Source organism: Paenibacillus sp. PastM-3 (genome assembly GCF_029893965.1).
GTDB lineage: Bacteria > Bacillota > Bacilli > Paenibacillales > Paenibacillaceae > Paenibacillus_AQ.
This window is the reverse complement of sequence record NZ_JARXXP010000003.1, coordinates 208,751-235,590: the sequence shown is the minus strand read 5'-3', so window position 1 is coordinate 235,590 and position 26,840 is coordinate 208,751. Positions and strand designations below refer to the sequence as shown.

30 protein-coding genes are annotated in these 26,840 nt (G+C 52.6%); 4 read left to right on the top strand and 26 right to left on the bottom strand.

What is annotated here, in order from left to right:
- Window positions 1-496: 496 nt before the first annotated feature.
- From M2108_RS07680 to M2108_RS07615, 14 genes are all read right to left on the bottom strand, one after another.
- Window positions 497-730 carry a DUF2273 domain-containing protein gene (locus M2108_RS07680; protein WP_068728601.1) on the bottom strand — a complete coding sequence of 78 codons (234 nt, stop codon included), beginning with the start codon at window positions 728-730 and terminating at the stop codon, window positions 497-499.
- A gap of 15 nt (window positions 731-745) precedes the next feature.
- Window positions 746-1,285: an alkaline shock response membrane anchor protein AmaP gene (amaP, locus tag M2108_RS07675; protein WP_068728600.1), complete on the bottom strand. Its 540-nt coding sequence runs from the start codon at window positions 1,283-1,285 to the stop codon at window positions 746-748.
- A 74-nt stretch (window positions 1,286-1,359) separates the two neighbouring features.
- Complete coding sequence (locus tag M2108_RS07670) at window positions 1,360-1,776, bottom strand: Asp23/Gls24 family envelope stress response protein (RefSeq protein WP_277468548.1); 417 nt, start codon at window positions 1,774-1,776, stop codon at window positions 1,360-1,362.
- Between the two features lie 117 nt (window positions 1,777-1,893).
- Entirely contained in the window at window positions 1,894-3,237 is a 1,344-nt protein-coding gene (accC, locus tag M2108_RS07665) for an acetyl-CoA carboxylase biotin carboxylase subunit (protein WP_068728598.1), read from the bottom strand.
- 59 nt (window positions 3,238-3,296) lie between these two features.
- A complete protein-coding gene (gene accB, locus M2108_RS07660; RefSeq protein ID WP_090719121.1) occupies window positions 3,297-3,806 on the bottom strand; it encodes an acetyl-CoA carboxylase biotin carboxyl carrier protein in 510 nt (169 codons plus the stop codon).
- 226 nt (window positions 3,807-4,032) lie between these two features.
- Complete coding sequence (locus M2108_RS07655) at window positions 4,033-4,926, bottom strand: SpoIIIAH-like family protein (RefSeq protein WP_277468549.1); 894 nt, start codon at window positions 4,924-4,926, stop codon at window positions 4,033-4,035.
- Between the two features lie 49 nt (window positions 4,927-4,975).
- Entirely contained in the window at window positions 4,976-5,617 is a 642-nt protein-coding gene (spoIIIAG, locus tag M2108_RS07650) for a stage III sporulation protein AG (protein WP_277468550.1), read from the bottom strand.
- A gap of 31 nt (window positions 5,618-5,648) precedes the next feature.
- Window positions 5,649-6,440, bottom strand: a complete 792-nt coding sequence (locus M2108_RS07645) for a stage III sporulation protein AF (protein ID WP_277468551.1) — start codon at window positions 6,438-6,440, stop codon at window positions 5,649-5,651.
- Between the two features lie 61 nt (window positions 6,441-6,501).
- Entirely contained in the window at window positions 6,502-7,734 is a 1,233-nt protein-coding gene (gene spoIIIAE, locus M2108_RS07640; RefSeq protein ID WP_277468553.1) for a stage III sporulation protein AE, read from the bottom strand.
- 39 nt (window positions 7,735-7,773) lie between these two features.
- The gene (gene spoIIIAD / locus M2108_RS07635) at window positions 7,774-8,163 is read right to left on the bottom strand and encodes a stage III sporulation protein AD (RefSeq protein WP_277468554.1); all 390 of its coding nucleotides are present in this window, start codon (window positions 8,161-8,163) and stop codon (window positions 7,774-7,776) included.
- Between the two features lie 9 nt (window positions 8,164-8,172).
- Window positions 8,173-8,376 (bottom strand): stage III sporulation protein AC, encoded by a 204-nt coding sequence (gene spoIIIAC / locus M2108_RS07630; RefSeq protein WP_020426549.1) that lies wholly within the window; start codon window positions 8,374-8,376, stop codon window positions 8,173-8,175.
- Window positions 8,377-8,389: 13 nt separating this feature from the next.
- Window positions 8,390-8,908 (bottom strand): stage III sporulation protein SpoIIIAB, encoded by a 519-nt coding sequence (spoIIIAB, locus tag M2108_RS07625; protein ID WP_277468560.1) that lies wholly within the window; start codon window positions 8,906-8,908, stop codon window positions 8,390-8,392.
- On the bottom strand, window positions 8,901-9,893 hold the full coding sequence (gene spoIIIAA, locus M2108_RS07620; protein ID WP_277468562.1) for a stage III sporulation protein AA: 993 nt from the start codon (window positions 9,891-9,893) through the stop codon (window positions 8,901-8,903). Before spoIIIAA ends, spoIIIAB begins: the two co-directional genes overlap by 8 nt.
- An 83-nt stretch (window positions 9,894-9,976) precedes the next feature.
- Complete coding sequence (locus M2108_RS07615) at window positions 9,977-10,240, bottom strand: YqhV family protein (protein ID WP_372238272.1); 264 nt, start codon at window positions 10,238-10,240, stop codon at window positions 9,977-9,979.
- Window positions 10,241-10,472: 232 nt separating this feature from the next.
- Between M2108_RS07615 and M2108_RS07610 the strand changes: the two genes are divergently transcribed.
- A complete protein-coding gene (locus M2108_RS07610; protein ID WP_277468563.1) occupies window positions 10,473-11,339 on the top strand; it encodes a YitT family protein in 867 nt (288 codons plus the stop codon).
- Window positions 11,340-11,713: 374 nt separating this feature from the next.
- Here M2108_RS07610 and M2108_RS07605 read toward each other — a convergent pair whose 3' ends face one another.
- From M2108_RS07605 to M2108_RS07585, 5 genes are all read right to left on the bottom strand, one after another.
- A complete protein-coding gene (locus M2108_RS07605) occupies window positions 11,714-12,967 on the bottom strand; it encodes an aspartate kinase (protein ID WP_277468564.1) in 1,254 nt (417 codons plus the stop codon).
- Between the two features lie 220 nt (window positions 12,968-13,187).
- Window positions 13,188-13,520, bottom strand: coding sequence for a four-helix bundle copper-binding protein (locus tag M2108_RS07600; RefSeq protein ID WP_277468565.1), 333 nt, complete (start codon window positions 13,518-13,520; stop codon window positions 13,188-13,190).
- Window positions 13,521-13,682: 162 nt separating this feature from the next.
- Window positions 13,683-14,240: an elongation factor P gene (gene efp / locus M2108_RS07595; RefSeq protein ID WP_068728590.1), complete on the bottom strand. Its 558-nt coding sequence runs from the start codon at window positions 14,238-14,240 to the stop codon at window positions 13,683-13,685.
- Between the two features lie 54 nt (window positions 14,241-14,294).
- Window positions 14,295-15,365, bottom strand: a complete 1,071-nt coding sequence (locus M2108_RS07590; RefSeq protein WP_277468566.1) for a M24 family metallopeptidase — start codon at window positions 15,363-15,365, stop codon at window positions 14,295-14,297.
- A 74-nt stretch (window positions 15,366-15,439) separates the two neighbouring features.
- Window positions 15,440-15,931, bottom strand: a complete 492-nt coding sequence (locus M2108_RS07585; protein ID WP_277468567.1) for a YqhR family membrane protein — start codon at window positions 15,929-15,931, stop codon at window positions 15,440-15,442.
- 207 nt (window positions 15,932-16,138) lie between these two features.
- Here M2108_RS07585 and M2108_RS07580 point away from each other — a divergent pair, with 207 nt between their 5' ends.
- Together M2108_RS07580 and M2108_RS07575 are read left to right on the top strand one after the other, a co-directional pair.
- Window positions 16,139-17,092 (top strand): DUF1385 domain-containing protein, encoded by a 954-nt coding sequence (locus M2108_RS07580; RefSeq protein ID WP_481856878.1) that lies wholly within the window; start codon window positions 16,139-16,141, stop codon window positions 17,090-17,092.
- Between the two features lie 7 nt (window positions 17,093-17,099).
- Window positions 17,100-17,447: a hypothetical protein gene (locus tag M2108_RS07575; RefSeq protein ID WP_277468570.1), complete on the top strand. Its 348-nt coding sequence runs from the start codon at window positions 17,100-17,102 to the stop codon at window positions 17,445-17,447.
- Window positions 17,448-17,518: 71 nt separating this feature from the next.
- Here the strand turns inward: M2108_RS07575 and M2108_RS07570 are convergent, their stop codons facing one another.
- From M2108_RS07570 to mntR, 3 genes are all read right to left on the bottom strand, one after another.
- A complete protein-coding gene (locus M2108_RS07570; protein WP_277468572.1) occupies window positions 17,519-18,460 on the bottom strand; it encodes a patatin-like phospholipase family protein in 942 nt (313 codons plus the stop codon).
- Between the two features lie 66 nt (window positions 18,461-18,526).
- Window positions 18,527-20,179 (bottom strand): family 10 glycosylhydrolase, encoded by a 1,653-nt coding sequence (locus tag M2108_RS07565; RefSeq protein ID WP_277468573.1) that lies wholly within the window; start codon window positions 20,177-20,179, stop codon window positions 18,527-18,529.
- 206 nt (window positions 20,180-20,385) lie between these two features.
- Window positions 20,386-20,811, bottom strand: a complete 426-nt coding sequence (gene mntR, locus M2108_RS07560) for a transcriptional regulator MntR (protein ID WP_039875255.1) — start codon at window positions 20,809-20,811, stop codon at window positions 20,386-20,388.
- A 193-nt stretch (window positions 20,812-21,004) separates the two neighbouring features.
- Between mntR and splB the strand changes: the two genes are divergently transcribed.
- Window positions 21,005-22,081 carry a spore photoproduct lyase gene (gene splB, locus M2108_RS07555; RefSeq protein WP_277468575.1) on the top strand — a complete coding sequence of 359 codons (1,077 nt, stop codon included), beginning with the start codon at window positions 21,005-21,007 and terminating at the stop codon, window positions 22,079-22,081.
- A 17-nt stretch (window positions 22,082-22,098) separates the two neighbouring features.
- Here splB and M2108_RS07550 read toward each other — a convergent pair whose 3' ends face one another.
- The 4 genes from M2108_RS07550 to M2108_RS07535 form a co-directional block, all read right to left on the bottom strand.
- On the bottom strand, window positions 22,099-22,812 hold the full coding sequence (locus M2108_RS07550; RefSeq protein WP_277468576.1) for a cytochrome c biogenesis CcdA family protein: 714 nt from the start codon (window positions 22,810-22,812) through the stop codon (window positions 22,099-22,101).
- Between the two features lie 48 nt (window positions 22,813-22,860).
- Window positions 22,861-23,664 carry a metal ABC transporter permease gene (locus tag M2108_RS07545; RefSeq protein WP_068728581.1) on the bottom strand — a complete coding sequence of 268 codons (804 nt, stop codon included), beginning with the start codon at window positions 23,662-23,664 and terminating at the stop codon, window positions 22,861-22,863.
- 708 nt (window positions 23,665-24,372) lie between these two features.
- Window positions 24,373-25,089 (bottom strand): metal ABC transporter ATP-binding protein, encoded by a 717-nt coding sequence (locus M2108_RS07540; protein WP_481857206.1) that lies wholly within the window; start codon window positions 25,087-25,089, stop codon window positions 24,373-24,375.
- Window positions 25,090-25,177: 88 nt separating this feature from the next.
- A complete protein-coding gene (locus M2108_RS07535) occupies window positions 25,178-26,239 on the bottom strand; it encodes a metal ABC transporter solute-binding protein, Zn/Mn family (protein ID WP_277468578.1) in 1,062 nt (353 codons plus the stop codon).
- Window positions 26,240-26,840: the final 601 nt, after the last annotated feature.

Below are 26,840 nucleotides of genomic sequence, written 5' to 3'. Positions count from 1 at the left end.
CGGCAAGTCATTCATTACATTACAATCATAATTATTGTCAGCATAAAGCCGTCTGCTTTATCCCTAATTGTATTTCGTACAGTCAAAAACCGGCCGGGGCTGTACCGGGGTGTGCATGCCGGTATCAGATTGTACGAAATACAGTTAAACGAATTACAGTTAATCCGGCAGCTGCTGCAGCAGCCAAAGTTAAAAACACTAGTTGGAATTCTGCCACTTGGTTTAGGGATTTCTTGTATTTATAAATGTTTAGGTGGAAAAACGTCACTTAATTTGCAGCAAACTCCTTCTACTCGCGAATTCGTCGTGAATTAAGTAGCATTTTTCCAATTATAATTGCAAAATACGCTTTTTACGTGAAATTAAGTGGCATTATTGCATCTAATAACCACCTAATCCCCTCCAGTAACCAAAAAAACCGCGCAGCCCTTCACCCGGCAGGCCAGTCAACGCAAACGAAACGGGTTCCAGGCTCCGGGAGAAAGGCTATCGCGGTTCATTTGAAGGGACGCCAGCGTCCGGACAGCCGCTCAACCAGCTCCTGCCAGACGAACAGGGGCGGCTGCGCCGTATCCTTTCTTTTGCCAAGCGTATATCCGATGAACACTACCAGTGCAAAGAACAGCATATCCCAAAAACCGCTAATCAGATAAATCAGGCCAAGCACAATACCGAAGGTTACTCCGGCGATCCTGCCCCCGTGACTTTCCCATATTTCTTTCCAGGGCATAGGGGAAACTCACCTCTATTCCACTCGACTTTTGAAGCTTGGAGACTGTGTGAGGTTGGCAATATAGACTGAAACGTCTGCAACCGGAATTCCCGTCGTCTCCTGCACAAAATCATGCACCTGACGCTGAACCTCTGTAGTCAGCAGCGGGAGCGAATGCTCACCGTCCACTACCGCACGGATCATAATTTCAAGTCCAGCCTGTGACACGCGGATACGCGACTTCAGGTCCCGGATCCCCTTGACCTTGCCTGCAGCCTTCAGGCTCAGGTTCTCAATGGTTTCCATTGAAATCTGGATATCCCCGTACTCCGTACGCTGGTCCACCGACGGCTGGGAGGCCCGGTCACGGCGCAGGGAGATGTAGAAGAAACGGATGCTGAGCAGAAACAGAATGACTGCCACTGCGATGGCTGCAATATAGGCGGCCGGACCATCCTGAATCTCGACCGTATCCGGAATTGCGCCGCTCAGGAGGAGAATGGCAATTACAGATAATATTCCGATGCTTAAGCTGTAGATGAACAGCAGAAGCCTGTCCAAAATTTTTGCCACGAGTCTCATAACCTCCTTAAATTAGAGTAAACCCTCGACGGTGCTGTCGGGGGTTTATAGATAAACGAGGGCCCTTATTTCACGCGGTGAACCGCCTCTGTATCTTCGCTCTTGTCCGTATTCGCGGTAGTTTTGAACTGAACGTCATGTACATGCACGTTCACTTCCACTACAGTCAGACCGGTCATAGTCTCGATGGAACGCTTAACATTGCGCTGAATCTCCCCGGCTACTTCCGGAATACGGTTTCCGTATTCAATAATCACGGACACGTCAACGGCAGCCTCACGTTGTCCAACCTCTACCTTTACTCCTTTGGAGAGATTCTTGCGGCCGAGAAGCTCCACAATTCCTCCGGCGAAACCGCCGCTCATGCCGGCCACGCCTTTAACTTCTACGGTAGCCAAACCTGCGATAACCTCGATTACTTCCGGAGCAATCTGGATCTCGCCGATCTCCGTACGTTCGTATTCCGTCGGCAATGTACTCATCTTGGACTTCAACCCTTTCAATAAAAAAGTTGTTCAACATTTATAGCGGAGAGCACGTCTCTTATTAAACATACTATATCATTTGCCGAACTTTATGACAAACAATGAGAATCCGTCCTAAATTTCATACTCTTCCAGGAACTTGATATCAAAATTCCCGTCCAGGAATACCGGATGCTCCAGCAGCTTCTGATGGAACGGAATCGTGGTATGTATGCCTTCTACAGCAAATTCAGCCAGCGCCCGTTTCATCTTCGCAACCGCCTCCTGGCGCGTCGGCGCCCAGACGATCAGCTTGGCAATCATGGAATCATAGAACGGCGAGATGGTATAGCCGGGGTAAGCCCCGCTGTCCACCCGCACACCCAGTCCGCCCGGCGGCAGGTAAAAGCCGATTTTGCCCGGTGAAGGCATAAAGTTCTTGTCCGGATCTTCGGCATTAATGCGGCATTCAATCGACCAGCCGTTGATCACGATATCTTCCTGGGTAAAGGAGAGCGGATTGCCCTCAGCCACCGAAATCATTTCCTTGATCAGATCCACGCCGGTAACCATCTCCGTTACGGGATGCTCGACCTGGATTCTGGTGTTCATCTCCATGAAATAGAACTGTCCGTCAGGACCCAGCAGAAACTCCAGGGTACCTGCTCCAGAGTAATTCACGGCCTGCGCTGCACGTACAGCCGCCTGCCCCATTGCTTCACGGATCTCCGGGGTCAGCACGGAGCAAGGAGCTTCTTCAACCAGCTTCTGCCGGCGGCGCTGTACAGAGCAGTCCCGTTCGCCCAGATGGACGACATTCCCGTGATTATCGGCAATAATCTGGATTTCCACATGCTTCATTCCGGTCAGGAATTTCTCCAGGTATACGCCGGCGTTGCCGAAGGCTTTTTGGGCTTCCTGCTGGGCAGCAGTAATCTGCTTCACCAGGGATTCCTCGTCTTCAGCGATGCGGATGCCCTTGCCTCCGCCTCCTGCGGTAGCCTTCACGATGATCGGGTAGCCGATATCACGGCCCAGCATGACAGCTTCCTCTACATCGCCCACCAGCCCGTCAGAGCCCGGGATAACCGGAACGCCGGCCAGCTTCATGGTGTCCTTCGCTACAGCCTTGTCCCCCATCCGGGTGATGGCATCAGGGGAAGGACCGATAAAGGTGATATTGCAGGATTCGCAGATCTCGGCAAAATCAGCATTCTCAGCCAAGAACCCGTATCCGGGATGAATCGCATCGCACTCTGTTAATGTAGCGACGCTCATAATATTGGTAAAGTTCAGATAACTGTCCTTGGACGGCATCGGACCGATGCAATAAGCCTCATCTGCCAGCCGGACATGCAGTGAATCCCGGTCAGGCTCTGAATAGACCGCGACGGTGGAAATGCCCATTTCGCGGCAGGCTCTAATGATGCGCACCGCGATTTCACCGCGGTTGGCAATCAGCACTTTTTGAATGTTCATGCGTTTCCTCCCAAAGTTTAACGAGGCCTGTCAGCCCTCTTGTTCTAGTACTGCGGCAGTTACTCCGGCTTTACCAGAAACAGCGGCTGGCCGTATTCTACAAGCTGGCCGTTCTCGGCAAGCACGGATACGATTTCGCCTCTTACTTCCGCTTCCAGCTCATTCATCAGTTTCATCGCTTCAATGATGCAGACAGTGGATTTCTCATTTACACGGTCCCCTACCTTGACAAAGGACGGCGATTCCGGAGAAGCGGCACTATAGAAGGTTCCTACCATTGGAGAAACAATTTTATGTAATGCTCCTTCGGCAGGGGAAGACTGCGGCTGTACGGCAGCCGGGATCTCGCTTGGAGCCGTAGGTGCAACATGCTGCGGACTGTGCGGCTGCGGTGCTGGCGTAAAGGGATAGACATAAGGAGCCGCCTGGATTGCATTGCCATCAGCTTCAGGTCGATCCGGTTTACGAATAGCCAGCTTCATTCCTTCGCTTTCAATCTCCAGCTCATGTACGGAGGAGGTCTGGTCCAGCAATTTAATCAATTCCTTAATCTCGCTTAACTTGAACATTTAATCGTTCACTCCTTCAGCTTTCTCTCGAAGCCACTTTTCTGTTACGGACAAGCAAAAAACGGCCTCACCGTTTCTCTTTTGAAGCATGGCTTCAGGGATAACGCAAATCTGAGGTCGCTTTCATCATGATAACTTTATGTATTATATCACAAACGCTAGAAATGGAAAGAGCCCGGGACTTGCCCGAGCTCTTTCGGCATTTTTCGCTTTTTTATACTGTTAATTATTGCTCTGATACATATTGGACCCGGATCTTGTCCTGGGTAACGCTCAGTTCCTTCATCACCAGATCCACGATGCCAACGGCCTGTTTCACGTCCAGCTTGTCGCTCAGCACCACCACGGTGTAGCTGTTTCCGGCTTCCTCCTTGACGATGGCCTCACCGTATTTTTGCTGGAGCTGGGTCTCAATATCGCTGATTTTGGATTCTTTTTCCTCGAGCTTGCTGAGCTGCTCCTGTGCCACCGCGTTCTCGGCCGGTGTCTTGCTCATGTCGTTAATCTGGGCGATCAGGTCATTGTAGTTCTTCAGGTTCTGCTGTTCACGTTCAAACAGATAGTTGGTGAACATGCTGCTTGCAGATGCGCTTTGTGCGGCTACTTCCTTCAGAATTTCCTCATCGCCCTTGGCTGGCGCGCCCTCAGTGGAAGCTGAAGCACTGTCTGCAGCGGTATCAGCTGCTGCTTTATCATCGCTTGCCGCAGTCTGCTCATCGGCCGTTTTATCAGTTACTGCAGCTGTGTCTTCCTTGGAGCTGTCTGTGCTGCTCTTATCCGGTGCAGCCGCTGTTTCGCTGCTGGCTGTGTCGGCAGCCGGGTCGGTGACAGCCGCTGCTCCGGCATCTTCAGCTGTAGTATCTTCTGTTGTAGCCGCCTGGGAACCGGCATCCGTGCTGAGTGCACCTTGCGTGTCCACTTCATTGATAACCAGACCGTTGTCGAGCACCGCAGAATCCGCTGTACCTGTGCCGTTATTCGTGCTGTCCACCTGGATGGTGCCTGCTGTTTCCTTGGGAATGGAGGCCCCGGTGTCTTCAGTGAATAAGTAGTAAGCCGACAGCACCACCATCAAGCTGAGCATGGAAACCAACCAAATTGTTTGTCTTTTGCCCTTCATTTTCTTTTCCTCCTAAAAATAATATTGGATTTATTGCTGATTTGCCCGCCTATTCCTGCTTGCGCGGCACAACGGAAATGCGATAGCTTGGCACATTCAGGCCTTTCTGGATGGCCTCCTCGATCAAACCGCGGACAACCTTGTTCTCGGCGCCTTTGGCTACCACAAGCACGCCGCGCACCTGCGGCTTGATCCGTTTGGTAATGATCGGAGTCTCATCGCCCGACTGACTGTAGGTGACGATTTCTCCGTCCCTGGTGTATTGCGTGGTATGGCGCTTGCCGCCGCTGGCATCGGTCTCTTCACTGAGCTGCTGCGAATCATTCATATTCCGCGTCACAACGATCTCCTCTGTAGACTCTACCGTAACCATGATGTCCACCGTTCCGACACCGACGATTTTCTCCAGGATTTCCTTGGTGCGTTCCTCCATCGCCTGCTCAATACTGTCAAAAGTGCCGGAGTTGTTAAGATTCCCCTGCTGCAGTGTGGTCTGCGTGGATTCGACAGCCGGCGGTTCCCGCCCCGTATTCTCGCTGTCGAGCTTCTTCACGTTCACAAAGGAGTTGAACAGCATGATCGCAACGCCCAGCAGTCCCAAAATGATCAGCCAGCGGAAGGTATGACTCCTTTTCGGACTGCCGGAGCCTCCGCCTGCCCATTGCTCCAGCTTTTTTAACCAGTTGGCCACTTCTTATCCCCCTCATCATTAGCGCTGCCTCTTAAGATTTCCCGGTGCCCGCTGTACTGCCGGAGACCCGGATAATGCCGGGCTCCAGATTCCAGTTCGTTTCCAGCAGCTTCTTAATTTCGTCAGCTGCTACATCAGCTGTGCCTGATGCCTTCTGTCCGTCAGCTCCGGCACCGGAAGCATTGCCTGTTGACCCGGCTGTTACTTCCGTCACTCCGCCGGAGGTGCCCCCGCCAATCTGCACTTGTACAGGCACTACCGGTTCAATCCGGATCGGTTCAGAACCTGAAGGGCTGTCCGTCCCTTCTGCTTCCGCGCCGCCTGCCTGGCCTGCTCCGGCTGGCGCCGGCAGGGACACGGTGACTGCGGTAATTACGGGAACCTCTTCGCCGACAAGGCCTGACGCCTTGCCCAGCCCAAGCTTCACCGTCACCTTGATCCCCTGCAGGCCTGTACTTCCGGCGACCTGCTCCTGCATCTGCCCGGCCACTTCCTCTGCAGCCAGCTGCAGGCCCTGCTCCCTGGCTCCTGCGGCCAGCCTCCGCCCGTCGGCCAGAATCTGCTCCAGCTCACCTGCGCCACGGCCTGCCCCGGAGAGCAGTCCGCCCTGCTGCTCCTGCTGTCCGAGAGCCAGGCTCAGCTCCTTCGCGGCATCCCCTTTCAGTAGAGAGACAATCGGGCTCAGCATTGTCAGAAGAACCAGCAGGCTGAGCACCAGCCTGGCGTATCGCTCCATTGACTTGCCCGGAAGCAGCATCTCTACGAAGGCAGCCATCAGGACTACCAGAATGAGCTCCCGCAGCCATCCGCCTAACCAGGTCATACGTTTAACCCCCTGAACGTTAGTAGGCATCCGCTTTCTGAACCGGCTGAACCGGCTGGCCTCACCTCATCATCACCGTGACATTGCCTGCGGTCAGCATGATCGTCACGGCCAGGAAGAACATGAGGGAGACGGCGGCCAGAGCTGCAAAGACGTAAATCATGCTTTTGCCGATCGTCTGCAGACAGGATACGATTGGCGTCTCGCCGAGCGGCTGCATGACCGCTGCAGCGACATTGTAGATGAGCGCCAGAATCAGGATTTTGATTGCCGGGAACGCGCACAGGAACAGGATGATAATGACACCTGAGAGCCCGATTGCATTCTTCACCAGCAGCGAAGCCGAGATGACGGTGTCGGTGGCATCCGCGAACATTTTGCCGATGACAGGCACGAAATTCCCGGTGATATATTTGGCGGCACGGATCGTCACACCGTCCGTCACCGAGCTGGTGATGCCTCTGACTGATATAACGCCGAGGAACACCGTCAGCAGCACGCCCAGCAGCCCGGCCCCGACATTGCGCAGCAGATTCGCCAGCTGAGTCAGCTTGTATTTCTCCGAAATGGCGCTCACCAGATGCAGCACGGCCGAGAAAAAGAGCAGCGGGAATACAATCGTGTGAATCAGCGTGCCGACCGTATGAATCATGAACACAATCAGCGGATGTGTAACGGAAACAGTGACGATGTTGCCCATCGAAGCGAGAAGCGCGAACAGCAGCGGAATCATCGCCATCATGAAATCAATCATCCGGTCGATCGCATCCTTCGCATAGCCGATGGCAATATTGAAGCTGTTGACAGCAATGACGAGCACGACCATATAGCAGAGCATATAAGCGATTTTGCTGACGGCCTTGCGTTCAAAAGCGGTCTGCAGCGTCTCCAGAATCATGCTGAGTACACTGACCATGACGATCGTGACCAGCAGCTTGCCGTTGTAGAGCACCTCATGCCACATAAATTTGCCCAGGCCTGACAGCACGCCTGCAAAGCTTAGACCGTCCTCGCCGGGAAGCAGCATATCCATCAGCGACGGGGTCTGCCCGTCCGGGAAGAACCCGCCGTACTCCCGCATCAGCTGGTCCCAGTATGACTCAACCCCGTCCAGCGGCAGGTTCTCCACCTGACCCTTGACCCACCCGTCTACGGGTGATGAGGTCCCGCCTGAAGCCTGCGGCGGAGCGCCGGTTGCCGAAGCGGTTCCCCCGCACCAGAGCAGCAGCAGAAAGGGCAGAAGCAGCAGCAGTATTTTTAATTTAGGAGTCTTGTGCATCCGCATTTCCTGCATTCCCCGCCTTTCTCCGGCTGCTCCTGCTCCGCCTTCGGTTCAGGCAGGCAGCAGCTTCATCACCGTTTCGATAATAATGCTGATGATCGGCACCGCCAGCACCATGATCAGGACCTTGCCGGCCAGCTCGATCTTGGAGGCGATGGACTCCTGCCCGGCATCCCGCACAATCTGCGCCCCGAACTCCGCAATATAAGAAATTCCGATGATTTTGAACACCGTTTTGATATAGATCATTTCCATCCCAGAGGACTCCGCTACCCGCTCCAGTGTCCCGAGCATCGTGCCGATCTTGCCGATCAGGAACAGAAAGATCAGAATGCCCGCTGCCGTAGTCAGCAGAAAAGCGAACACCGGCTTTTGTTCCTTCAGCACGAGGATCAGCACCGTCGTCAACAGTCCGATTCCTACTACCTGGATAATTTCCATACTGCCTGCCTACTGAAAAAGAAAAATCGTTTTGATTTCCTGAAGCAGTCCGTCCAGCATCCGGATCACCATGAAAAGCACGATGATAAACCCGACAATCGTTACCCAGTGGGCGATGTCCTCTTTCCCCATCTGCTTGAGTACCGTATGGATCATGGCAATGATGATGCCGATGCCGGCGATTTGAAAAATCGCGTTGACTTCAATATTCATTCCTGGCACCTCGCTAAAAGATCAAAATGACGATCAGTACTCCAAGCAGCAGACCCAGGCTTTTGCTCATTTTTTCATATTTGCCCTGATCTTCTCTGGCCGCTGTCTCTTCCTGCTTCAATTGCTGCAAAGCCAGTGCAATATGCGTGCTCTGATTCGACCTGTCGCTTGTGCCCAGTGTGCAGCTCAGCTGGCGGAGAATTTCCCGCTCTGCACTCTTCAGTGCAGCGGAACGGAAATGAAGCTCCATCGCCCGCCTGAAAGCCACCTCTGCACTGTGGTCCAGCGGCGGGCTCATCTCCTGGGCAGCGGTGGTAAAAAGGGCCTGCAGCGGCCCCTTCGACTGCTGCCCGATCCGCTGCAGCGCCTCCGGAAGCGGGGTGTAGCCGTAGAGAATCTCTGTCTCCAGCCGCTGCAGCGCGGCGATCAGCCCCCTGATGTTCCGCGGCCTGTCTGCATACTGGGCAGCCCGGGTGAACCCGGCCAGCGTGCCGGCCAGCACAACCAGGACGGCACCCAGCAGTTTAAGCACGGCGTTCACCGCCTTGCTGCTCTTCCGGCGTTATGAGCAACAGCCCCCGCTTCTGCCCGTCCAGAATGCGGAAGGTCAGCCCTGCCTCGGTGCGGTGCAGAATGATGTACCGCTCAAACATCCGGTGCTCCAGCAGGCCCCCCAGGCCCGGACGCCGGGCCAGCTCGGACACTTCCTTGCCGTGGGCCGTGGCTACCACGGAGATTCCGGCATGCAGCGCTTCTGTTACCGCTTCGGCATCCTCATGGCGCCCGATCTCATCAGCGACAAGCACCTCTGGCGAGAGGGAGCGGATCATCATCATCATCCCCTCCGCTTTCGGGCAGCCGTCGAGGATGTCGGTGCGCGGCCCGACATCAAAGGCCGGGATGCCGCGGCGGCTGCCGGCAATCTCCGAGCGCTCGTCCACGATGCCGACCTTGAGCCCGGGGCGGCTGCCTTCCGGGCTGCCGGCGGAGATCTGCCTGGCGAGATCACGCAGCAGCGTGGTCTTGCCGTGCTGCGGCGGCGAGAGGATCAGCGTATGCATGATCCGCTGCCGGCCCCGCTCCACCAGATACGGCAGGACGCTGTCGGCAATGCCGTGAAGCTCGCGGGCAATCCGGACATTGAAGCCGGTAATGTCGCGCAGATGCTCAACCCCGCCTCCGCTGAGCACCGTCCGGCCGGAAAGGCCGATCCGGTGTCCGCCGGGAATCGTGATAAAGCCCTTGCGCAGCTCCTCTTCCATCGTATAGAGGGAATGATTGCTGATGAGATCAAGCAGCCGGTGCGTATCCTCCCGGCTTGGCTTGTACGCTTCTGCGGGAAGCTGGGTCAGACTGCCGTTTGCGCAGAGGAAATGGTATTTGCCGGAGTAATTAATCTCCAGCGGGCGCCCTTCCCTGACCCTGACCTCTTCCAGCCTCGCCAGAAGATGGGCGGGAAGTCCGCTCAGCATCGCCCTTACTTTTTCGGGAAACAGGAAAAGCCAGTCATTAGCCATACAATGTACCCCCAAGCTGTCCTCTACTTTTATAGCTTTATTCCATATTTATGCTTGTACCTGAGCTTTATGCCTATCATCTATCATTTTTTTAGAATACCGATTAAGAGAAAAGCCACCCCGCAGCCGATCCAGCCCAGCTTGCCCCAGGACAGCTCCTGCGCCATCCCCGTAAGCCCGACAGCCGTTGTCAGAATGAGAATCGTCGGCCCTACGAGGGCCAGTCCTGAATTGACCGCCAGCGCCTTGTCCACCTGGTTCAGCTTCAGCATAATCAGTGCCGCCGTAATCTCCACACTGCCGGACAGCAGTCGCAAAATCGCCATCCAGCTAACATACTTGTCCAATCTGTTCAGCTCCTTTTATTCAAATCTGCTGTTATCCATGGATATGCGCAAGCTGTCCACTTTAGACAAGCGAAAATAGGCGCAGCCGCACCTGGGATGTGAAAGAAATCATAGAGAAACAATTCATAAAAAAATATCATCAGTGTGATAAAATAATTTTGTTAATCAACAAACGGGAAATAGAAGCTTATGTCATTGGATAGACTAAGAAAAAAAAGAGGGGAATTTTAGCATGCATGTTCGTAATCTCGTAGTACCGCTAGTATCAAGCACAGTTGCGAGGCAGGTAAAAGATGTAGCTGTCATCATTCTTTCAGCTTTTATGGTAGCCAGCGGCCTCCGGCTGTTTCTCATTCCGCATCAGCTGCTGAGCGGCGGAGTGGCCGGAACGGCTTCCATTATCGGTTATCTCACAAATCCCAAGTATATTTCACTGTACTATTTTGCAATCAACTTTCCGATTCTGATCTGGGGCTTTGTGGCCGTAGGCAAAAAATACATATGCTTAAGCATGCTGTCTGTCCTCTCCACCACCTGGTTCCTGACCGTCATTCCGGTCATCAAGCTGACCAAGGACCCGATCCTGGCCAGCATTTTCGGCGGAGTCATTATTGCCTGCGGGGTTGGATTTTCGCTTCGTGCGGGGGGCTCTTCAGGGGGATTTGATATTTTGGGCTCGATCATTACCCGCAAACGCGATATTCCGATGGGGACTGTACTGTTCGTGCTGGACGGTCTGGTCATCCTGAGCCTGGGCTTTTTCAAAAGCTGGGATTCCGCCCTTTATGCAATGCTCTGTATTTTCGTCAAAAGCCGGGTCGTAGATATGATTCATATCCGCCACGTCAAGCTGACCTGCTTCATCGTCACCCAGGAACGGGAAAAGATGCTCAGCCGGCTTACCCAGTTGCCCCACGGGGTCACTGTAGTCAACGCGGAGGGCGGTTACAGTCATGAAGGCAACACGATGCTGATGACCGTTACGACACGCTATGAGCTGGCCGAGCTGCGCAAGACCATTCTTGAGACGGACCCGAAATCGTTCGTGAACGTGCTGGAGACGGTAGAGATCGTGGGCCGTTTCAGACGGCTGAGTTAGCCAGATTGATTATGGAAAAGAGCCTGTAATCCCCGGCAACCGGCGAGAATACAGGCTCTTTTTCAAAACTCCCGGATATATTTCATCTTAATCCAGGTAACCTATCAAACCTAACGGACTCAAATGACGATATTTCCGGAATCCCCTGCTCCTGCGGGAACTAAAGGACACCAGAGCCGTTATCCGCTACCCAAACGGCCATATCCGAACTTTTCGGCGCAACTAACGTTATCTGTGTCCGTTAGTGTAGAAAATGGCGCAGAAAGTACGAAATAACGCCTCCTGAGTCCGTTACAGCAATCGGCGGCAACAAGCGCACTAAAAAAGGATGCTCCCCCAGCCCTCAGGCTGAAGAAACATCCCTGCTCTAATTCCTATCTGCGGTCCTTAGGCCCGCCAACGAAGGCCTGCTCTTCTGTATCCAGGTTATAGGCGGTGTGAAGCGCCTGAATAATCTGCTGAAGGTTGCCGGATTCAATGACACAGGATACCTTGATTTCGGAGGTGCTGACCATCTTGATGCTTACGCCCTGGCCGGAGATCACTTCGAACATCTGCGCGGCAACACCCGGATGGCTGACCATTCCAGCACCGACGATCGAGACTTTGACCAGATTGTCTTCCGAGGTTACTTCACGATAAGGCAGCTCGCTGTGCAGCCCTTCAATAACCTCTTTGGCCCGGGCCAAATCACCCAGCCCTACTGTAAAGGAAAAGTCGGCTGTGCCGTTCTGAACGCCGCTCTGCACGATAATATCCACATCGACGCCTTCAGCAGCCAGCTTGCCGAATACCTGGGCGAGTACACCCGGCACATCCGGCACTCCCAGAATACTGATCCGCGCTACATTCTTGTCATATGCGATTCCGCTTACTACTACTCCCTGCTCCATGCTTGCTTCCTCCTTAACTACAGTACCTTCATTATGATTAAAGCTTGATCTGACGACCAGCTTCACCTGATATCTCTTGGCATACTCTACAGCCCGGGGGTGGAGTACCGCTGCGCCCAGATTGGCCAGCTCCAGCATCTCGTCATAAGAGATTTCCTTCAGCTTGCGCGCCGTCTTGACGATCCGCGGATCAGTGGAATAAATGCCGTCCACATCGGTATAAATCTCGCAGACATCCGCCTTAATCGCAGCTGCCAGTGCTACTGCGGTTGTATCGGAGCCTCCGCGTCCCAGCGTTGTAATCTCGCCGTCCAGCGTCATCCCCTGGAAGCCGGCCACAATCACGATCTGTTCGCGCTCCAGCGACTCCAGCACACGCCGCGGAACGATTTCGTTAATCCGGGCCCGGCCGTGGGTCTCATCTGTCCGGAACCCTGCCTGCCAGCCTGTATATGAGACGGCATTTCTGCCGATCCCGTGCAGGGCGATGGACAGCAGCGCAACCGAGATCTGTTCGCCGGTTGTCATCAGCATATCCATTTCACGCGCCGGCGGCTGCTCATTCAGCGCCTTGGCCTGGTCGATCAGATCATCCGTAGTATCTCCCATAGCGGATACAACCACAACGCAGCGGTGTCCTTCATCCTGCTTGTCTGCGATGCGCTTAGCGACACGTTTCATACGTTCAATGTCGCCGACGGAGCTGCCTCCGAATTTCATGACATAAAGTGACAAAGTTCCATTCACTCCCTATTTCGCTCTATGTAGCTTATATTTTGGTTTATCGCTTTAACCCAGTATAATACGAAAATGACATCAAGCGTTAATGGTTTGATAAAAAAATGCGCCCATTTCTCGTAACAGGCTGTCCATGGATCCGAAAAAACAGAAAACGGGATGCTCCCTGACAGCTGAGGAGACATCCCGCCTGATTCAACAGTATCTTTATCTGCGCTTAGGCTGCAGCCATGATGCGGCACGCTTCGGCACAGGCATAACAGGCTTCTGCACAAGCACGGCAGTGCTCGGCTTCATGCCGGCTGCATTCGTTGCCGCAGCGTTCACAGGCTTCTGCGCACAGCCGGCACAGCTCATGCACATAGTCCGCCGATGCGGCCAGACTTTTGGCGGTTAATTCACAGAGATCCGCACATTCACGGTCCAGACGGATACATTCCTTCATCATATCCAGATTCTTTTCTTTAAGACAGGAGGAAAAGCAGTAATTACAGGCGGTCATACACTTCTGACATGCTTCGATACAGGCTTGGTACTGTTCCAGCAGCATAGTTATACAACTCCTTATATAGTTTAGGGTTCCCTTTTCACATACCCCTATGAGGTATAATCCAAACATTTAATTATCTGAAGTATTATAGGATTCCTGCTAAATGAAAGAGTCTCCACCGCTGAATAGCGGGGAGACTCTGTTAACTGGACCAGGCTTGTCCTACGCGCGGGAGATATATTTACCTTCGCGTGTATCGATCAGGAGAACGTCCCCTTCATTAATGAACAGTGGAACCTGTACAGTATGGCCAGTTTCCAGTGTAGCCGATTTGGTTGCGCCCTGAGCGGTGTTACCCTTAACACCCGGCTCGGTTTCAGTAACCTTCAGCTCAACGCTGGTAGGCAGGTTGATCCCGAGGATTTCGCCCTGGTAGCTGACAATGTTAACCGTCATGTTTTCTCTCAGGAAGTTAAGCTCCCATTCCAGCTGCTTCGCGCTCAGCTCGAACTGGTCGTACGTTTCATTGTCCATGAATACATGGTCGGCACCGCTCGCATACAGATACTGTACGCCGCGGTTTTCGATGATGGCACGGCCGATGGTTTCGCCGGCGCGGAAGGTGCGCTCAACGGTGTTGCCGTTGCGCAGGTTCTTCAGCTTGGAGCGGACGAATGCCGCACCTTTACCCGGTTTAACGTGCTGGAAATCAAGTACGGTAAAGATATCGCCGTCAACCTCTACGGTCAGGCCTGTTTTGAAATCATTAACTGAAATCACTAAAAATCCCTCCTGGATCATTAATCAACTTGGTGAATGGGTAATGCAATAGATCTAAAGCGTCAGATAATCCTTCGACGAATGCGTCAAAAGTGTAATACCGCTTTCGGTAATTACAATATCGTCTTCAATCCGTACTCCGCCTAAACCTGACAGATAAATTCCCGGTTCAACGGTAACGACCATCCCCGGCTCCAGAATCTCGTCAGCAAGCTTGGAGAGCCGCGGCCATTCATGGACCTCCATACCAAGGCCATGACCTGTGCTGTGGCCAAAATACTCGCCGTAGCCGTAACGGGTGATGATATCGCGCGCAAGCGCATCCGCTTCCCGTCCGGTCATGCCGGGCTTGATATTCGCCAGCGTGTGCAGCTGAGCTTCAAGCGTGATGTCATAGATTTCCTTCAGCTTGGGGTCCGGCTTGCCCAATGCAATCGTACGGGTTACATCCGAGCAGTAACCGTCCAGCAGCGCACCGAAATCAAAGGTAACAAATTCATTGTTCCCGATTACCTTGCTGCTGGCTACACCATGCGGCATGGCCGAACGTTCGCCAGAGGCAACAATGGTGTCAAACGATGAAGAGGTTGCCCCATGGGTACGCATGAAGAATTCCATTTCCAGATCCACATCACGCTCGGTCATGCCGGGCTTGATCACATTCAGGATATGGCTGAACGTAGCATCGGCCAGATCGGCCGCACGCTGCATTACAGCGAGCTCATCCTCATCCTTGAACATGCGCAGATTCTCAACCGCCTTGGACACCGGAACCAGTACTGCCGGCTGGAGTGCCTCGGCATAAGCCGTGTAAGCGCTGAAAGTAACGTCATCCTGTTCAAAGCCGACACGGACACTTCCGCCCTGTGGAAGCAGCTCCCGTACAGTATCAATGAATTTCGAACCATGCTGTACAACCTTGAGGCCGGTTACCTGCTCCGCTGCCTGGGTCATATACCGGAAGTCAGTCAGCAGGTAGCTTTCATCGCCGGTGACCAGCACATAACCTGAAGATCCGGTGAATCCGCTCAGGTAACGGCGGTTATACCCGCTGGTAATTAACATAGCATCCAATCCCAGATCCTGCAAAACCTTACGCAGCTTGGAGACGCGCTTGTTGCCCATTTTCATTCTCCTCTCGAAATAGCCACATTGTATTTTAACATAGGGTTATGCCCTTGAGAAGTTTTTTCGGGCGTTCAGGCCAGCTTTGTCCGCTGTTCGCGTTTTCGTTCATCTGTATACTCGATCGCTGCCGTGTAGCCGATGAATAATCCCCAGAGCAAAAAGATGCAAAATTCGCTGACCACAGAATTCCAGGGGAGCCTGAACATCGGCTGCTGCAGGAAAAGCCATGAGCCGGCCAGGAAGATTACCGCCCACCAGATCACACCGTACACCATTCCCGGCCAGGGCCCCTTCAGCTTGCGGAGAAGAAACACATAAATCAGTGAGGCGATCACCGAAAAAAGAATAAAAAACAGATATCCGGTCAGCTGTCCTGCAGGCTTCATTAAAAAAGCATGCTGAAAAAACGGTTCCGCCAAAAAGCCCGGAATCACCTTGGTAAAACGAAAAACGTAGATCAGCCAGCGGATTCCTCCCCAGATGACTCCGGCAAATATCCCCAGCTCAATTGCAAAAAAGAAAGGGTTCGTATTCCCTGATCCCTGCTTGGCTGCCTTGTTCATTATATTGCCCCGCTTTCACATGTGAATTGGCTGTACTGCTTCTCCTGCCTCTTCCTCCTAGTATGCTCAGGAAAAGCCAATCCAACTAGCAATGTAAGCATAAATTAGTTACAATGGTTTATATCAATCATATTATTATCAGGGAAGGTGAATTGGTTGTCCCAGGAAACTCCCAGTTACGGAGGCCAGGCCGTTATCGAAGGCGTCATGTTCGGCGGCAAGCACATTAACGTAACAGCCGTACGGCGGAAGAATCAGGAAATTACATTTTTGGAGGTGCCGAAGAGCGATAAGAGCTGGGTCATCAAACTGCGCAAGATTCCGCTGCTTCGCGGCATTGTCAGTATTATAGATTCCAGTGCCAAAGGCTCCAAGCATTTGAACTATTCAGCAGAATCGTTTGCTGAAGATGAAACTGAGCCGGAGGAAGCGGCCAAGCAGAAGGATAAAGCCAAGGACAAGAAGAAAGAAGAAGGCTGGAGCCTTGGCATGATTTTCGGTGTCGCCGTCATGGGGATCCTGTCATTCCTGTTCGGCAAGCTGATCTTCACCCTGGTTCCGGTCTTTATAGAGACGTATCTGTTCGAGGGTGTAATTGACAACTATATTGTGCGCAACCTTTTGGAAGGTGTGATCAAGCTGATTCTGCTGCTTGTCTACCTGACCGCTATTTCCCAGACTCCGGTAATCAAGCGGCTGTTCCAGTATCACGGGGCCGAGCACAAGGTCATCAGCGCTTTTGAAGCCGGAGAAGAATTAACTGTCGAGAATGTTCAGAAATACAGCCGTCTGCATTACCGCTGCGGAAGCAGCTTCATGATGCTGACCATTATCCTTGGCGTTGTGATCTACTCTGTATTCCCTTGGAGCAGCCTTACTGAACGCGTCCTTCAGCGTATCATTCTGCTGCCGGTTGTCATCGGAATTTCGTTTGAGGTTCTGAAAGGAACGAACGCGGTACGCGACGTTCCATGGCTCAAGTATTTGGGTTATCCGGGACTTTGGCTCCAGCTGCTTACGACCAAAGAGCCCAAGGATGATATGGTTGAGGTATCCATCGCCTCCTTTAACCGGATGCGCGAGCTGGACGCCATGATTGAAGCTAAAGGCTATATTGATGAAAGTGTGTCAGGCGGCGTATTGGATCCTGCGAAAGGATGATTGCCCTATGATCAGGCATGCTTTACTTTTTTGGATCAGCGTTATTCTTGGCGTTTATGGACTGGTTTACGGGGTAATGAATTTCGGATTCTGGTGGCTGTTCCTGCAGCTGCTTCCGACCTTCATCCTGGTAGGACTGCTGGTGTTCGCTTACAGGCTGGCTATGAAAGGCCCGTCCTACGGCTCAGGCTCCGGCCGTTCAAGGCCGAAGGTCAAACCATCCCAGAAGACAATGGCCAAGGTTGCCGGGGTCCGCAAGGCCCAGACAGCTCCCGGCAAACGCAAAAGTTATCCGTTTCAGGTTATCGAAGGCAGCAAAGGCAAAAACGACGATCAGCTGCCCAAATATCATTAGAATAACCAAAGCCTCCCGGTGCTGCGCAAGCAGTCATGCGGGAGGCTTTTTGTGTGCAAACATGATCCGCCCTAAATCCTGTGCTTGTGCGGCCGCCAGTTCCGGAAAAATTCCTCGCCTGCCTTCATTCCTGCCGCATACAGCTCATCGCTCTCCTGTGCCGTGAGATGAAATTGTGTCGTGGAGATGCCCAGGGTCGGTATCTTGACGGTACGCACGAACTTCTCAGTTTCAATGTAGCGCTCATCATGTGCGGACAGCATCGTGCCTATCATTGCTTGCAGCATCGTGAACGGCCCGGTAATCCGGTGCGGCTGCGGCTCCGTCTTTCCGATCAGCTGGTAGCCGACCGTCGGTGTCCGGTGTTCAGGGCTTTTGAAGCCTTCCTTCTTTTCATCAAACAGCCACAGCGGAAAATTACTCAGCACCCCCCCGTCCACGACATAGACGAACTGCTCCATAAAAGTCTTCCCCTGCGCCGCCTGCCCGTTTAGCCGAAGCATGACCGGATCGAAGAAATAGGGAATGCTGCAGCTCATCCGTACCGCCTTGGCAACCTCGAACCTGTCCGGTGAAATCCCGTACTCGGGAAGATCGTCCGGCAGAATAATGATCCGGCCATTGGTAATATCCGATGCGATGACCGACAGCTTGCCCCGGGGCAGATCGCTGAAGGTGACGATGCCTTTTTGCTTCAGGATGCCGCGTACCCAGCTCTCCAGGGCTTCCCCGGAATACAGCCCCTTTTTGATCATGACGCGCAGCGCCGGACCAATCAGTGCAGTGTTGTAGAGCATTCCCCGCTTGAGAAAGGAGGTAAACGGTGTCTGCCTGATGATCCGGCTCATATCCTCCCCGTCGTAGCCTGCTGCCAGAAAAGAAGCGATAATCGAACCGGAGGAAGTTCCCGCCACTCTTTTAAAAACACCGCCTGCCCGCTCTGTCGCTTCAACCGCTCCGGCCAGTGCCACTCCTTTTACCCCGCCGCCTTCAAAGACTGCATTGATCTCCATACACGGCAAACCCCCGTTCCATAGATCTACTGCTTATCTATGAGCACGGGGGAGTATTCATGACTTCTATGACTTAAAATAAAAGGCCAGCAGGCTTGCAAGCCCGTACGGATTACGTACGGCAATATCGTTAGCACGGAACATAATGCTTCCGGCCACTTCATCGTATTTATCGTTGTATTTCAGCTGGTTGATAATCTGTTCACCGCTCTGCCATTCGGCAGTCTGCTTCGTGTCTCCTACCTTGTAAGCCGCCTGGCCGATGTACAGCTTGACGCCCGTGCCTTTAACTTCATTCACCCACCAGTCCACAAGCTTGTCATAGCGGGCTGCCGAAAAGGACAGGCTCCAGTAAATCTGCGGGGCGATGTAATCGATCCAGCCGTTCTTGATCCAGGTACGGGTATCCGCATACATATCATCATAGGCTGTTACCCCTGCTGTAGTGTCTGATCCGGTACTGTCAGCTTTTTTATTGCGCCAGACGCCGAACGGGCTGACTCCATAAGATACTGCCGGCTTGGCGGTATGAATCTCCTGGCCCAGCTGACGGATGAATACATTAATATTGTTCCGCCGCCAGTCTGCCTTGCCGGCAATCCCTGCAGCATTATAGGTCTTGAAGGCTTCATCATCGGCAAAGGCTACACCCGAGGGATAGAAATAATCATCCAGATGCACACCGTCGATGTCATAGCCCCGGACGACCTCCATCACCGTATCAATTATATGCTGGCGGGCCTCGGGAATGCCGGGATTAATATACAGCTTGCTGTCTGCCTTGACTATCCAGTCCGGATGAGCTTTGGATACATGATTGCCGGCCAGGCCGGCAAGTGTAGCAGCTGCTATATCTGTAGTCGCCCTGAACGGGTTGAACCAGGCATGGATCTGCATGCCGCGCTGATGCGCCGCACTCACGATGTATTCCAGCGGATCATAATCCGGGACCTTACCCTGCGTGCCGGTCAGCACCTTGGACCAGGGAACAATCTGTGAAGCGTACAGGCTGTCCCCTGAGGGACGCACCTGCACAAATACAGCGTTGAAGCCGGTCGTCTGCAGCTTGTCCAGCAAGGTGTCAAACTCCTGCTTCTGCTTCGATGAATTGCCCGCTGAAGACGCGGACGGCCAGTCCAGATTGAACACGGTGGAGATCCATGCTCCCTTCATCGCTTTCCCTGTATTACCGGGAAGTGCCGGAGTTGGTACAGATGGCACCGACGGTGCAGGCACCGTTGGTACAGACGGGGTTGATGGTACGGATGGACCCGTAATCTCTGCATTTGAATACAGGGCGATATGCTTGGCCGCCTGGTTCCATACCACTTGAAGGCCGAGCTGTTCACTTACAAAGCGCAGCGGTACCATTACCCGGCCCTGTCTGATCTGCACCGAGGTATCCAGACGCACAGAGGCTGCATTGACCAATGCTGTCTGTTTGCCGCTGGTCAGCTTCAGCACGGTATCCCCTTTACTGATCGTCGCTGTCTTGCTGCTCTGGCTCCATTCAACCGCTGCACCAAGTCCCTGGCTGACTACACCGACCGGAACCATCGTTACGCCTGAAGCCGTAATATACGGCGGCACGTCAGGATTCAGTGCCTCCCCGTCCAGTTCAATCGTGATCTGAACCGCAGCCGCGCGGATACTTCCCGGCCATACCGGCAGAAGCAGCATCAGCACCAATACTCCCAAAAACCATTTTCGGTAATTCATAATTCCTCCCTGTTGTACATGAAATGAACGCAAAAAAACGGCCTCTCGTCCTTATGTAAGGGAGACGGCCGTTTCTTGCAAAACGGAGAAATACAAGTAAAAGTATAACAGGATGCTATACTTTCTCATACTTCGTTAAAGGACGTTATCCGTTTTGACGTAAAAAAACTGGAAAGGTTGCGGTATACCATACAGAAACAGACTTTTTATGAATCGCTGACCAGCTCATTGTGAATATCATATAAGGTCTTCACGCGTTCCTCATCACGGCGGAAATACTCCACCAGCGTTTCGATACGCGTAATCGAATCCCAGCTCAGATGATGCTCAATGCCTTCGACATCCTTATAAATATGCTCCTGCTGCACTCCGATCAGGCCGAGGAACTCCTCCAGCAGCTGATGCCGGTCAACCAGCCGTTTTCCTACTTTCTTACCTTTGCTCGTCAGGACAAGCCCACGATATTTCTCATAGATGAGATATTCGTCCTTATCCAGTTTTTGGATCATCTTGGTTACAGAGGAGGGGTGTACTTCCAAGCCCTCGGCAATATCCGAAACCCGCGCATAACCCTTCTCGTCGATGAGCTTGTAAATGCGCTCCAAATAATCCTCCATGCTGGGTGTTGGCATTCAAGTTTACCTCTTTTCTATAATGAGCGTGGCACGGGGGCCGAGCCTTGCTCTAACAATGATACATGTTTCTGCAGCTCCTTGGCAAGCCCCGCGGAAAAGCACCTGCTGCCGTTAACGATGTTTACCATGATTTCAGGACAGCGCTAAATGGCACAATATCGTTAAGCCTATACGGAAGGAGTGTGAGTTCATGACAATCGCAATACCAGAACGTCCTGCTGTCAAAAGAAAGCCGAAGCCTACCGGATTATTCATTCCTGAGCTGGTTTTTTTTGAGCCGGATGCGTTGAACTATCCCAAAGGGGAGCAGATCATGCAGTGGGTCAAAGCCCAGAACATCCCCTACCGGATGACCACCTCACATAACCGGATTACCAATCTGCCCGGTGAAGGCGAGCTCGAGCAATACAAAATCGCCAAGCGTACGCTTGTGGTAGGCCTGCGTAAAACGCTCACTTTTGACCAGTCCAAGCCTTCCGCCGATTATGCCATTCCCATTGCCACAGGGTGCATGGGCCATTGCCATTATTGTTATCTTCAGACCACGCTGGGCGCGAAGCCCTATATACGAGTGTATGTAAATACAGGGGATATCCTGGATGCCGCCAAAAAATACATCGATGAGCGCGCGCCGGAAATCACCACCTTTGAAGCTGCCTGTACCTCCGATCCGCTGGGGCTGGAGCATATTACCGGCTCGCTTGCCGAGCTGATTACTTATATGGCCAAGGAGCCGCTGGCCCGGCTGCGCTTTGTTACCAAGTATCAGCATGTCGACCCCCTGCTCGGTCTGGAGCACAACGGGCACACCCGGATCCGCTTCAGCATTAACGCCGACTATGTAATCAAAAATTTCGAGCCTGCCACCGCCCGCTTTGAGGAACGGATTGAAGCCGCCGGGAAGGTTGCCCGGGCCGGTTATCCGCTGGGATTCATCATTGCGCCCATCATCTGGCATGACGGCTGGGAGGAAGGCTATGCGGAGCTGCTGGCCAAGCTGGCAAAAGCGATGCCTCCCGGTACAGGCAAAGGCCTGACCTTCGAAATGATCCAGCACCGGTTCACCAAAACAGCCAAAGCGGTCATCGAGAAGCGTTATCCCAAATCCAAGCTGGAAATGGATATCGAGAAACGCAAGAAAAAATGGGGCCGCTGGGGGCAGAACAAATATGTCTATCCTGATGAACAGCAAACCGCCCTGCGCGAATTCATCACAGAGCGGATTTTCGAGCATTTTCCCGAGGCCGGCATTGATTATTTTACTTAAACAGTCCCATTAAACTGCTAAAAAATCAGCCAGTCCGGCGTGACTCCCTGCAGCCAGATTGTAATCCTGAACATCTGGTCGGTAAACAGCAGGAAGCCCATCAGGATCATCAGCGCACCCCCGGCCTTCATCAGTGCATTTGAATATTTCAGAATGCGCCTTGCCCCGCCCAGGAAGAAGGCCAGGGCAAAGAACGGGAGCGCAAAACCGATGCTGTAGGCGGTGATCATGGTAAACCAGGTGCCCGGGTCACTGGCAGACAGCGCGATGATCGCCGTAAGAATCGGCCCGATACAGGGGGACCAGCCAGCGGAGAATCCGATGCCGAAGATAAAAGATCCGGCATACCCGGCCGGCTTCCACTTCAGATTCAGCTTGCGTTCACGCAGCAGAAACTGCGGCTGGAAGACGCCCAGCAGGAACAGCCCCATCACGATGATCAGAATGGCCGACAGCTGGCGGATCAGGTCCCGCTGGCCGTTAAAAAACTGTCCGAACAGCCCGGCACCAAAGCCGAGCGTATAGAAAACAGCCGAAAAACCCAAAATAAAAGCCAGCGTATGCGAGAGGGTCCGGAAACGGACCTCTTTGCTGTTGCTGCCGTTTTTAAGCTGCTGAACCGATAAGCCTGTAATATAGGACAGGTACGAGGGGTAGAGCGGCAGACAGCAGGGCGAGATAAAGGACGCCACACCAGCGGCAAAAGCGATTCCTGCATTCAGATTGGACAAAGCGGCAGCTCTCCTTCCGGATTAGGGGGTCACTTCGCTATTAAAGAACTAGGCAGGCAGCCCTTTTTTGCCGATCAAAGTCAGGGCAAGCAGGGCAATTAGCAGCAGAACAATCGTTGCTCCGGGAGCAAGGTTCCAGACACCGGCTATAACCAGGCCGCCGACAACGGCGATTTCCGCAATGATTACAGACAGGACAACCGAAGACTTAAAGCTGCGTGACAGCAGCAGACTAATGGCCACCGGGATAGTCAGCAGCGCCGATACGAGCAGGGAGCCGACAATTTTGATCGCAGTACTGATTACAAGCGCCGTAAGAACGGTAATCAGCATATTGAGCAGCTTGACCGGCAGCCCGCTGACGCTCGCTGCATCCTCTTCAAAGCTGAGCAGGAAGAATTCCTTGAAGAACAGCGCTACTACCACAACCACCGCTATAGTGACAATTCCGACGACGATCAGATCCGTGTTATCTAGCGTATATATACTTCCGAATAAATAACTCATTACATCTGCATTATACCCTTTGCCCAGAGTAAAGAACAGAGACGCCAGCGCCACCCCGCCCGACATAATGATCGCGATGGAGAGCTCGGCATAGCTCTTATAGGCTTTGCGCAGCTTCTCGATTGCAAACGAAGCCACCACCGCAAAGATCAGCCCCGCTCCAAGCGGATAAAAGCCGGTCAGAAACCCGAGCGCCACTCCGGCAATCGTAACATGCGCCAGCGTATCCCCGATCATGGACAAACGCCGTAACACAAGAAAAACGCCGATCAGCGGCGCCGTAATCCCAATCATCAGCCCGCCCGCAAGCGCCCGCTGAAAAAAGTCACTGAATAAAATTTCCAAGATGATATCTCCTCATTAATAATTAGAAACAAACCAATCCTTTTGCAAAAGCGTTTTCGAACCCTCCCAAACCCTCCCTTCCAAGAGAGGGCCTGGGGGGCTCTGCCCTCTGGACACCCGTTAAGTGCAACTGGCGTAGGCGATTCTGCTTGTGGCATCTAGGTGCGATGATGAAAGATCGCTTACGTCCCTTACAGGGACACGCTTTACGAATGGTGGTGTTTAGGGACAAGGTAGACTGAATGGTTACTGTAAAGACATTTAATATGTAGCTGCAGCTGTGTCCAATAGCTACTAATCTCCTCCGCCTATCCCAAACCACTATCGGCTCAATTCAGCTATAAGCGTACTTTATGCAACTAAATCAGGCAAAAATACGGATAACAAGCAAATAGATGTACTTTGTAAACCTATTCCCGGGGAAAAAGGCGGGTTTAGGCTGGCACAGAGAAACAAATGTTATAATAGTTTCGCCTACTTATAGCATTTTTAACACTGTTACTTTACTAGCCTAATGCTTATCCCCGCTTACAGCACAGGAAACACATTTGGCAAAGTTGCTTTACCGGATGCACATACGCCTACAGAGCAGATAGGACAAGAGTTGTTCTACTGCTTCACGCATATATTTGTTTACATCGCCCAGCAGCATAGTCCGTGATCCGCGTCTCCTCAACTGGTCTTTTTCAGCTAGGAAACCCGTTCTTTTTAGACCAGCGTATGCTGGAGGTCCTCGGCAGCACAGTTCTGGGCGTCATGGGAGTGGCGGCAGTAAAAGTTGATTTTACCGTTGCTTTGTACCGGCTCATTGCCCAGGTAGCTCTTGATCATGTCGATGTCATGCGATACCATCAGGAATGTCATGTGGTGATGGGCATGCATATGAAAAATAAGCTCAAAAAATCCCGCCTGCGTCTCCGCATCAATTCCGACCGTAGGTTCGTCCAGAATCAGCAGATCCGGATGGTTGATCAGCGCACGTGCCAGGAAGACGCGCTGCTGCTGGCCGCCCGAGAGCTGGCCGACTCTTTTGTCCGCGAGATCCTGAATCCGCATTACTTCCAGCGCGTCGTCGCATTGCCGGTGCTGCGCTTTGGATACGCGGCGGATCAGATTTTTGTTATTGTACAGTCCGGACAGCACGACTTCGCGAACCGTGGCCGGGAACAGCGGGTTAAAGGCATTCTTTTGCGGAACATAGCCGATCCGTTCCCAGTCCTTGAATTTGCGCACTGACTGGCCGAACAGCTTGATATCTCCGCTGGTTGGCGGCAGCAGGCCCACGATCATTTTCATCAAAGTGGTTTTGCCCGCACCGTTGGAACCGATAATGCCAAGGAAATCCCGCTCCTTCACGGTGTAACTCAGACCGGATATGACCTTCTGCTCTCCGTAGGAGAAGGACAAATCCTCTATTTCGATCATATGCTGATGGCAGTCCAGGGATACCGGTTGCATGATGTGTACCGCCTTTCACTTAACTTTCACTTAACTTTCATTTATGCTTTCTTTTTTATTGTAAGGCCTGGATGAGATTTTGCAAATTTTTCTCCATCAAAGTGAAATAATTATCGCCGTTCTTCTCCTGCGCTTCCGTAAGACCTTCCACCGGATTAAGCACCATGGTCTCTACTCCGGCTTCAGCCGCAAGTGTTTTGGCCAGCTTATCGGAGACCAGCTCTTCGAAAAAAATATATTTGATGCCTTCTTCCTTAACCAGTGCCGCCAGATTAACCAGATCCTGGCCGCGCGGCTCTGCATCAGGTGACAAGCCCATAATCGCATGCTGGCTCAGACCGTAATCACGGGCCAGATAGGCAAACGCCTGATGGGATACAACAATTTCTTTATTCGGAAGCTTCGCAAGCTCCGTCTCGAATTTACTGTCCAGGGCCTGCAGACGCTCAACCAGCTTGCTGTAGCGCTCCTCATAGCCTGCCTGGTGTTCAGGATCCGCCTCAATCAGACTGTCCTTAATGTTCTCAGCCATAATCAGCGCCGATTTCGGACTTACCCAGGTATGCGGGTCAGTATGCAGACTGTCACCCACTGCTTCATCAGCATGCTCCTCGTCAGCATGTGCTTCATCTGCATGTTCCTCGTCAGCATGTTCACCTTCTGCATGTTCTTCGTCTGCATGCTCATCTTCGGCGTGGGCTTCTCCGCCATGATTATGACCGTCATCTTCGTCAGTCATAATATAATCCACACCTTCGCTCACTGCAACAGCCTTCACTTCACTGCCGCTATCGAGGCTCTTCAGGAAATTCGGCACCCAGCCCTCAAGACCTGCACCATTGTACAGGAACAGCTGTGCTTTGGAAGTGTTGATGATATCCTGGCTGCGCGGAGTCCAGTCATGCGGCTCTACCCCGACAGGCAGCAGGTTGATCACATTGATATCATCCCCGCCGATTTCACTCGTAAACTCATAAATAGGATAGAAAGTAGTAACAACATTCGCTTTTCCTTCAACAATACTTCCGCTGCTCTTGGCTCCGCACGCTGTGAGGACCAGCAATGCAAGCAGCGCAGGCATAAGCAGCATTTTCCGGTTCAATCCTTTGAAAGACATATTCTCTATCGACCCCTTAAATCGTAAATTTTACTATGAGAATTATAATAGTAATCGTTACGATAAGTCAACACTGAACTCTCCCTTCCACCCATGAATCTTCCAAAAGCTGCTCCCGCATACTAATAAGCGGTGTGTTCACTCCTAATAATCGCCTCCCATCCAGCTACAGGCTCAGGGCTCCCCCTCCCGATAAAATCCCATCACATTAGCCTAACAGACTTCAACGTTCTGGCTTGCGTTCTCTCTCCTATACAGTCTAACGGACTCCAGCGCCCTTATCCCCTCAAAACTCACGGCTCCCTCATCCTAACGGACTCCAGTGCTCTTAGATCCTGGTTTTTGCCCCGAAAAGGAGTATTTCAAGTACAATAAGTGCGCTACGGTCCGTTAGCCTCGCAAAAGCACCTCTGCATTGAACATAAGGTCTCCCCGGTCCGTTAGCCACCTAATGCTCGGCACAGCAGGAGTTGAGGCTCAAAGATCCGCTCACCCCAAGAATTCTCCTAACAGTATTGACTGTTTCTTAAGTCTTATAGCACCATCTCTGCCTCGTCAAAATAAAAAGAACACCTGCAGCCGGCGGGTGTCACCCTGTCTT

Bases quoted from the DNA above. Each gene is read 5' to 3' on its own strand.
- M2108_RS07680 (WP_068728601.1), bottom strand. From the start codon at position 730: ATGCCCTGGAAAGAAATATGGGAAAGTCACGGGGGCAGGATCGCCGGA.
- M2108_RS07670 (WP_277468548.1), bottom strand. From the start codon at position 1,776: ATGAGTACATTGCCGACGGAATACGAACGTACGGAGATCGGCGAGATC.
- accC (WP_068728598.1), bottom strand. From the start codon at position 3,237: ATGAACATTCAAAAAGTGCTGATTGCCAACCGCGGTGAAATCGCGGTG.
- accB (WP_090719121.1), bottom strand. From the start codon at position 3,806: ATGTTCAAGTTAAGCGAGATTAAGGAATTGATTAAATTGCTGGACCAG.
- M2108_RS07655 (WP_277468549.1), bottom strand. From the start codon at position 4,926: ATGAAGGGCAAAAGACAAACAATTTGGTTGGTTTCCATGCTCAGCTTG.
- M2108_RS07645 (WP_277468551.1), bottom strand. From the start codon at position 6,440: ATGACCTGGTTAGGCGGATGGCTGCGGGAGCTCATTCTGGTAGTCCTG.
- spoIIIAE (WP_277468553.1), bottom strand. From the start codon at position 7,734: ATGCAGGAAATGCGGATGCACAAGACTCCTAAATTAAAAATACTGCTG.
- spoIIIAD (WP_277468554.1), bottom strand. From the start codon at position 8,163: ATGGAAATTATCCAGGTAGTAGGAATCGGACTGTTGACGACGGTGCTG.
- spoIIIAC (WP_020426549.1), bottom strand. From the start codon at position 8,376: ATGAATATTGAAGTCAACGCGATTTTTCAAATCGCCGGCATCGGCATC.
- spoIIIAA (WP_277468562.1), bottom strand. From the start codon at position 9,893: ATGGCTAATGACTGGCTTTTCCTGTTTCCCGAAAAAGTAAGGGCGATG.
- M2108_RS07610 (WP_277468563.1), top strand. From the start codon at position 10,473: ATGCATGTTCGTAATCTCGTAGTACCGCTAGTATCAAGCACAGTTGCG.
- M2108_RS07600 (WP_277468565.1), bottom strand. From the start codon at position 13,520: ATGCTGCTGGAACAGTACCAAGCCTGTATCGAAGCATGTCAGAAGTGT.
- M2108_RS07590 (WP_277468566.1), bottom strand. From the start codon at position 15,365: ATGGGCAACAAGCGCGTCTCCAAGCTGCGTAAGGTTTTGCAGGATCTG.
- M2108_RS07585 (WP_277468567.1), bottom strand. From the start codon at position 15,931: ATGAACAAGGCAGCCAAGCAGGGATCAGGGAATACGAACCCTTTCTTT.
- M2108_RS07580 (WP_481856878.1), top strand. From the start codon at position 16,139: ATGTTCGGCGGCAAGCACATTAACGTAACAGCCGTACGGCGGAAGAAT.
- M2108_RS07575 (WP_277468570.1), top strand. From the start codon at position 17,100: ATGATCAGGCATGCTTTACTTTTTTGGATCAGCGTTATTCTTGGCGTT.
- M2108_RS07570 (WP_277468572.1), bottom strand. From the start codon at position 18,460: ATGGAGATCAATGCAGTCTTTGAAGGCGGCGGGGTAAAAGGAGTGGCA.
- M2108_RS07565 (WP_277468573.1), bottom strand. From the start codon at position 20,179: ATGAATTACCGAAAATGGTTTTTGGGAGTATTGGTGCTGATGCTGCTT.
- mntR (WP_039875255.1), bottom strand. From the start codon at position 20,811: ATGCCAACACCCAGCATGGAGGATTATTTGGAGCGCATTTACAAGCTC.
- splB (WP_277468575.1), top strand. From the start codon at position 21,005: ATGACAATCGCAATACCAGAACGTCCTGCTGTCAAAAGAAAGCCGAAG.
- M2108_RS07540 (WP_481857206.1), bottom strand. From the start codon at position 25,089: ATGATCGAAATAGAGGATTTGTCCTTCTCCTACGGAGAGCAGAAGGTC.
- M2108_RS07535 (WP_277468578.1), bottom strand. From the start codon at position 26,239: ATGTCTTTCAAAGGATTGAACCGGAAAATGCTGCTTATGCCTGCGCTG.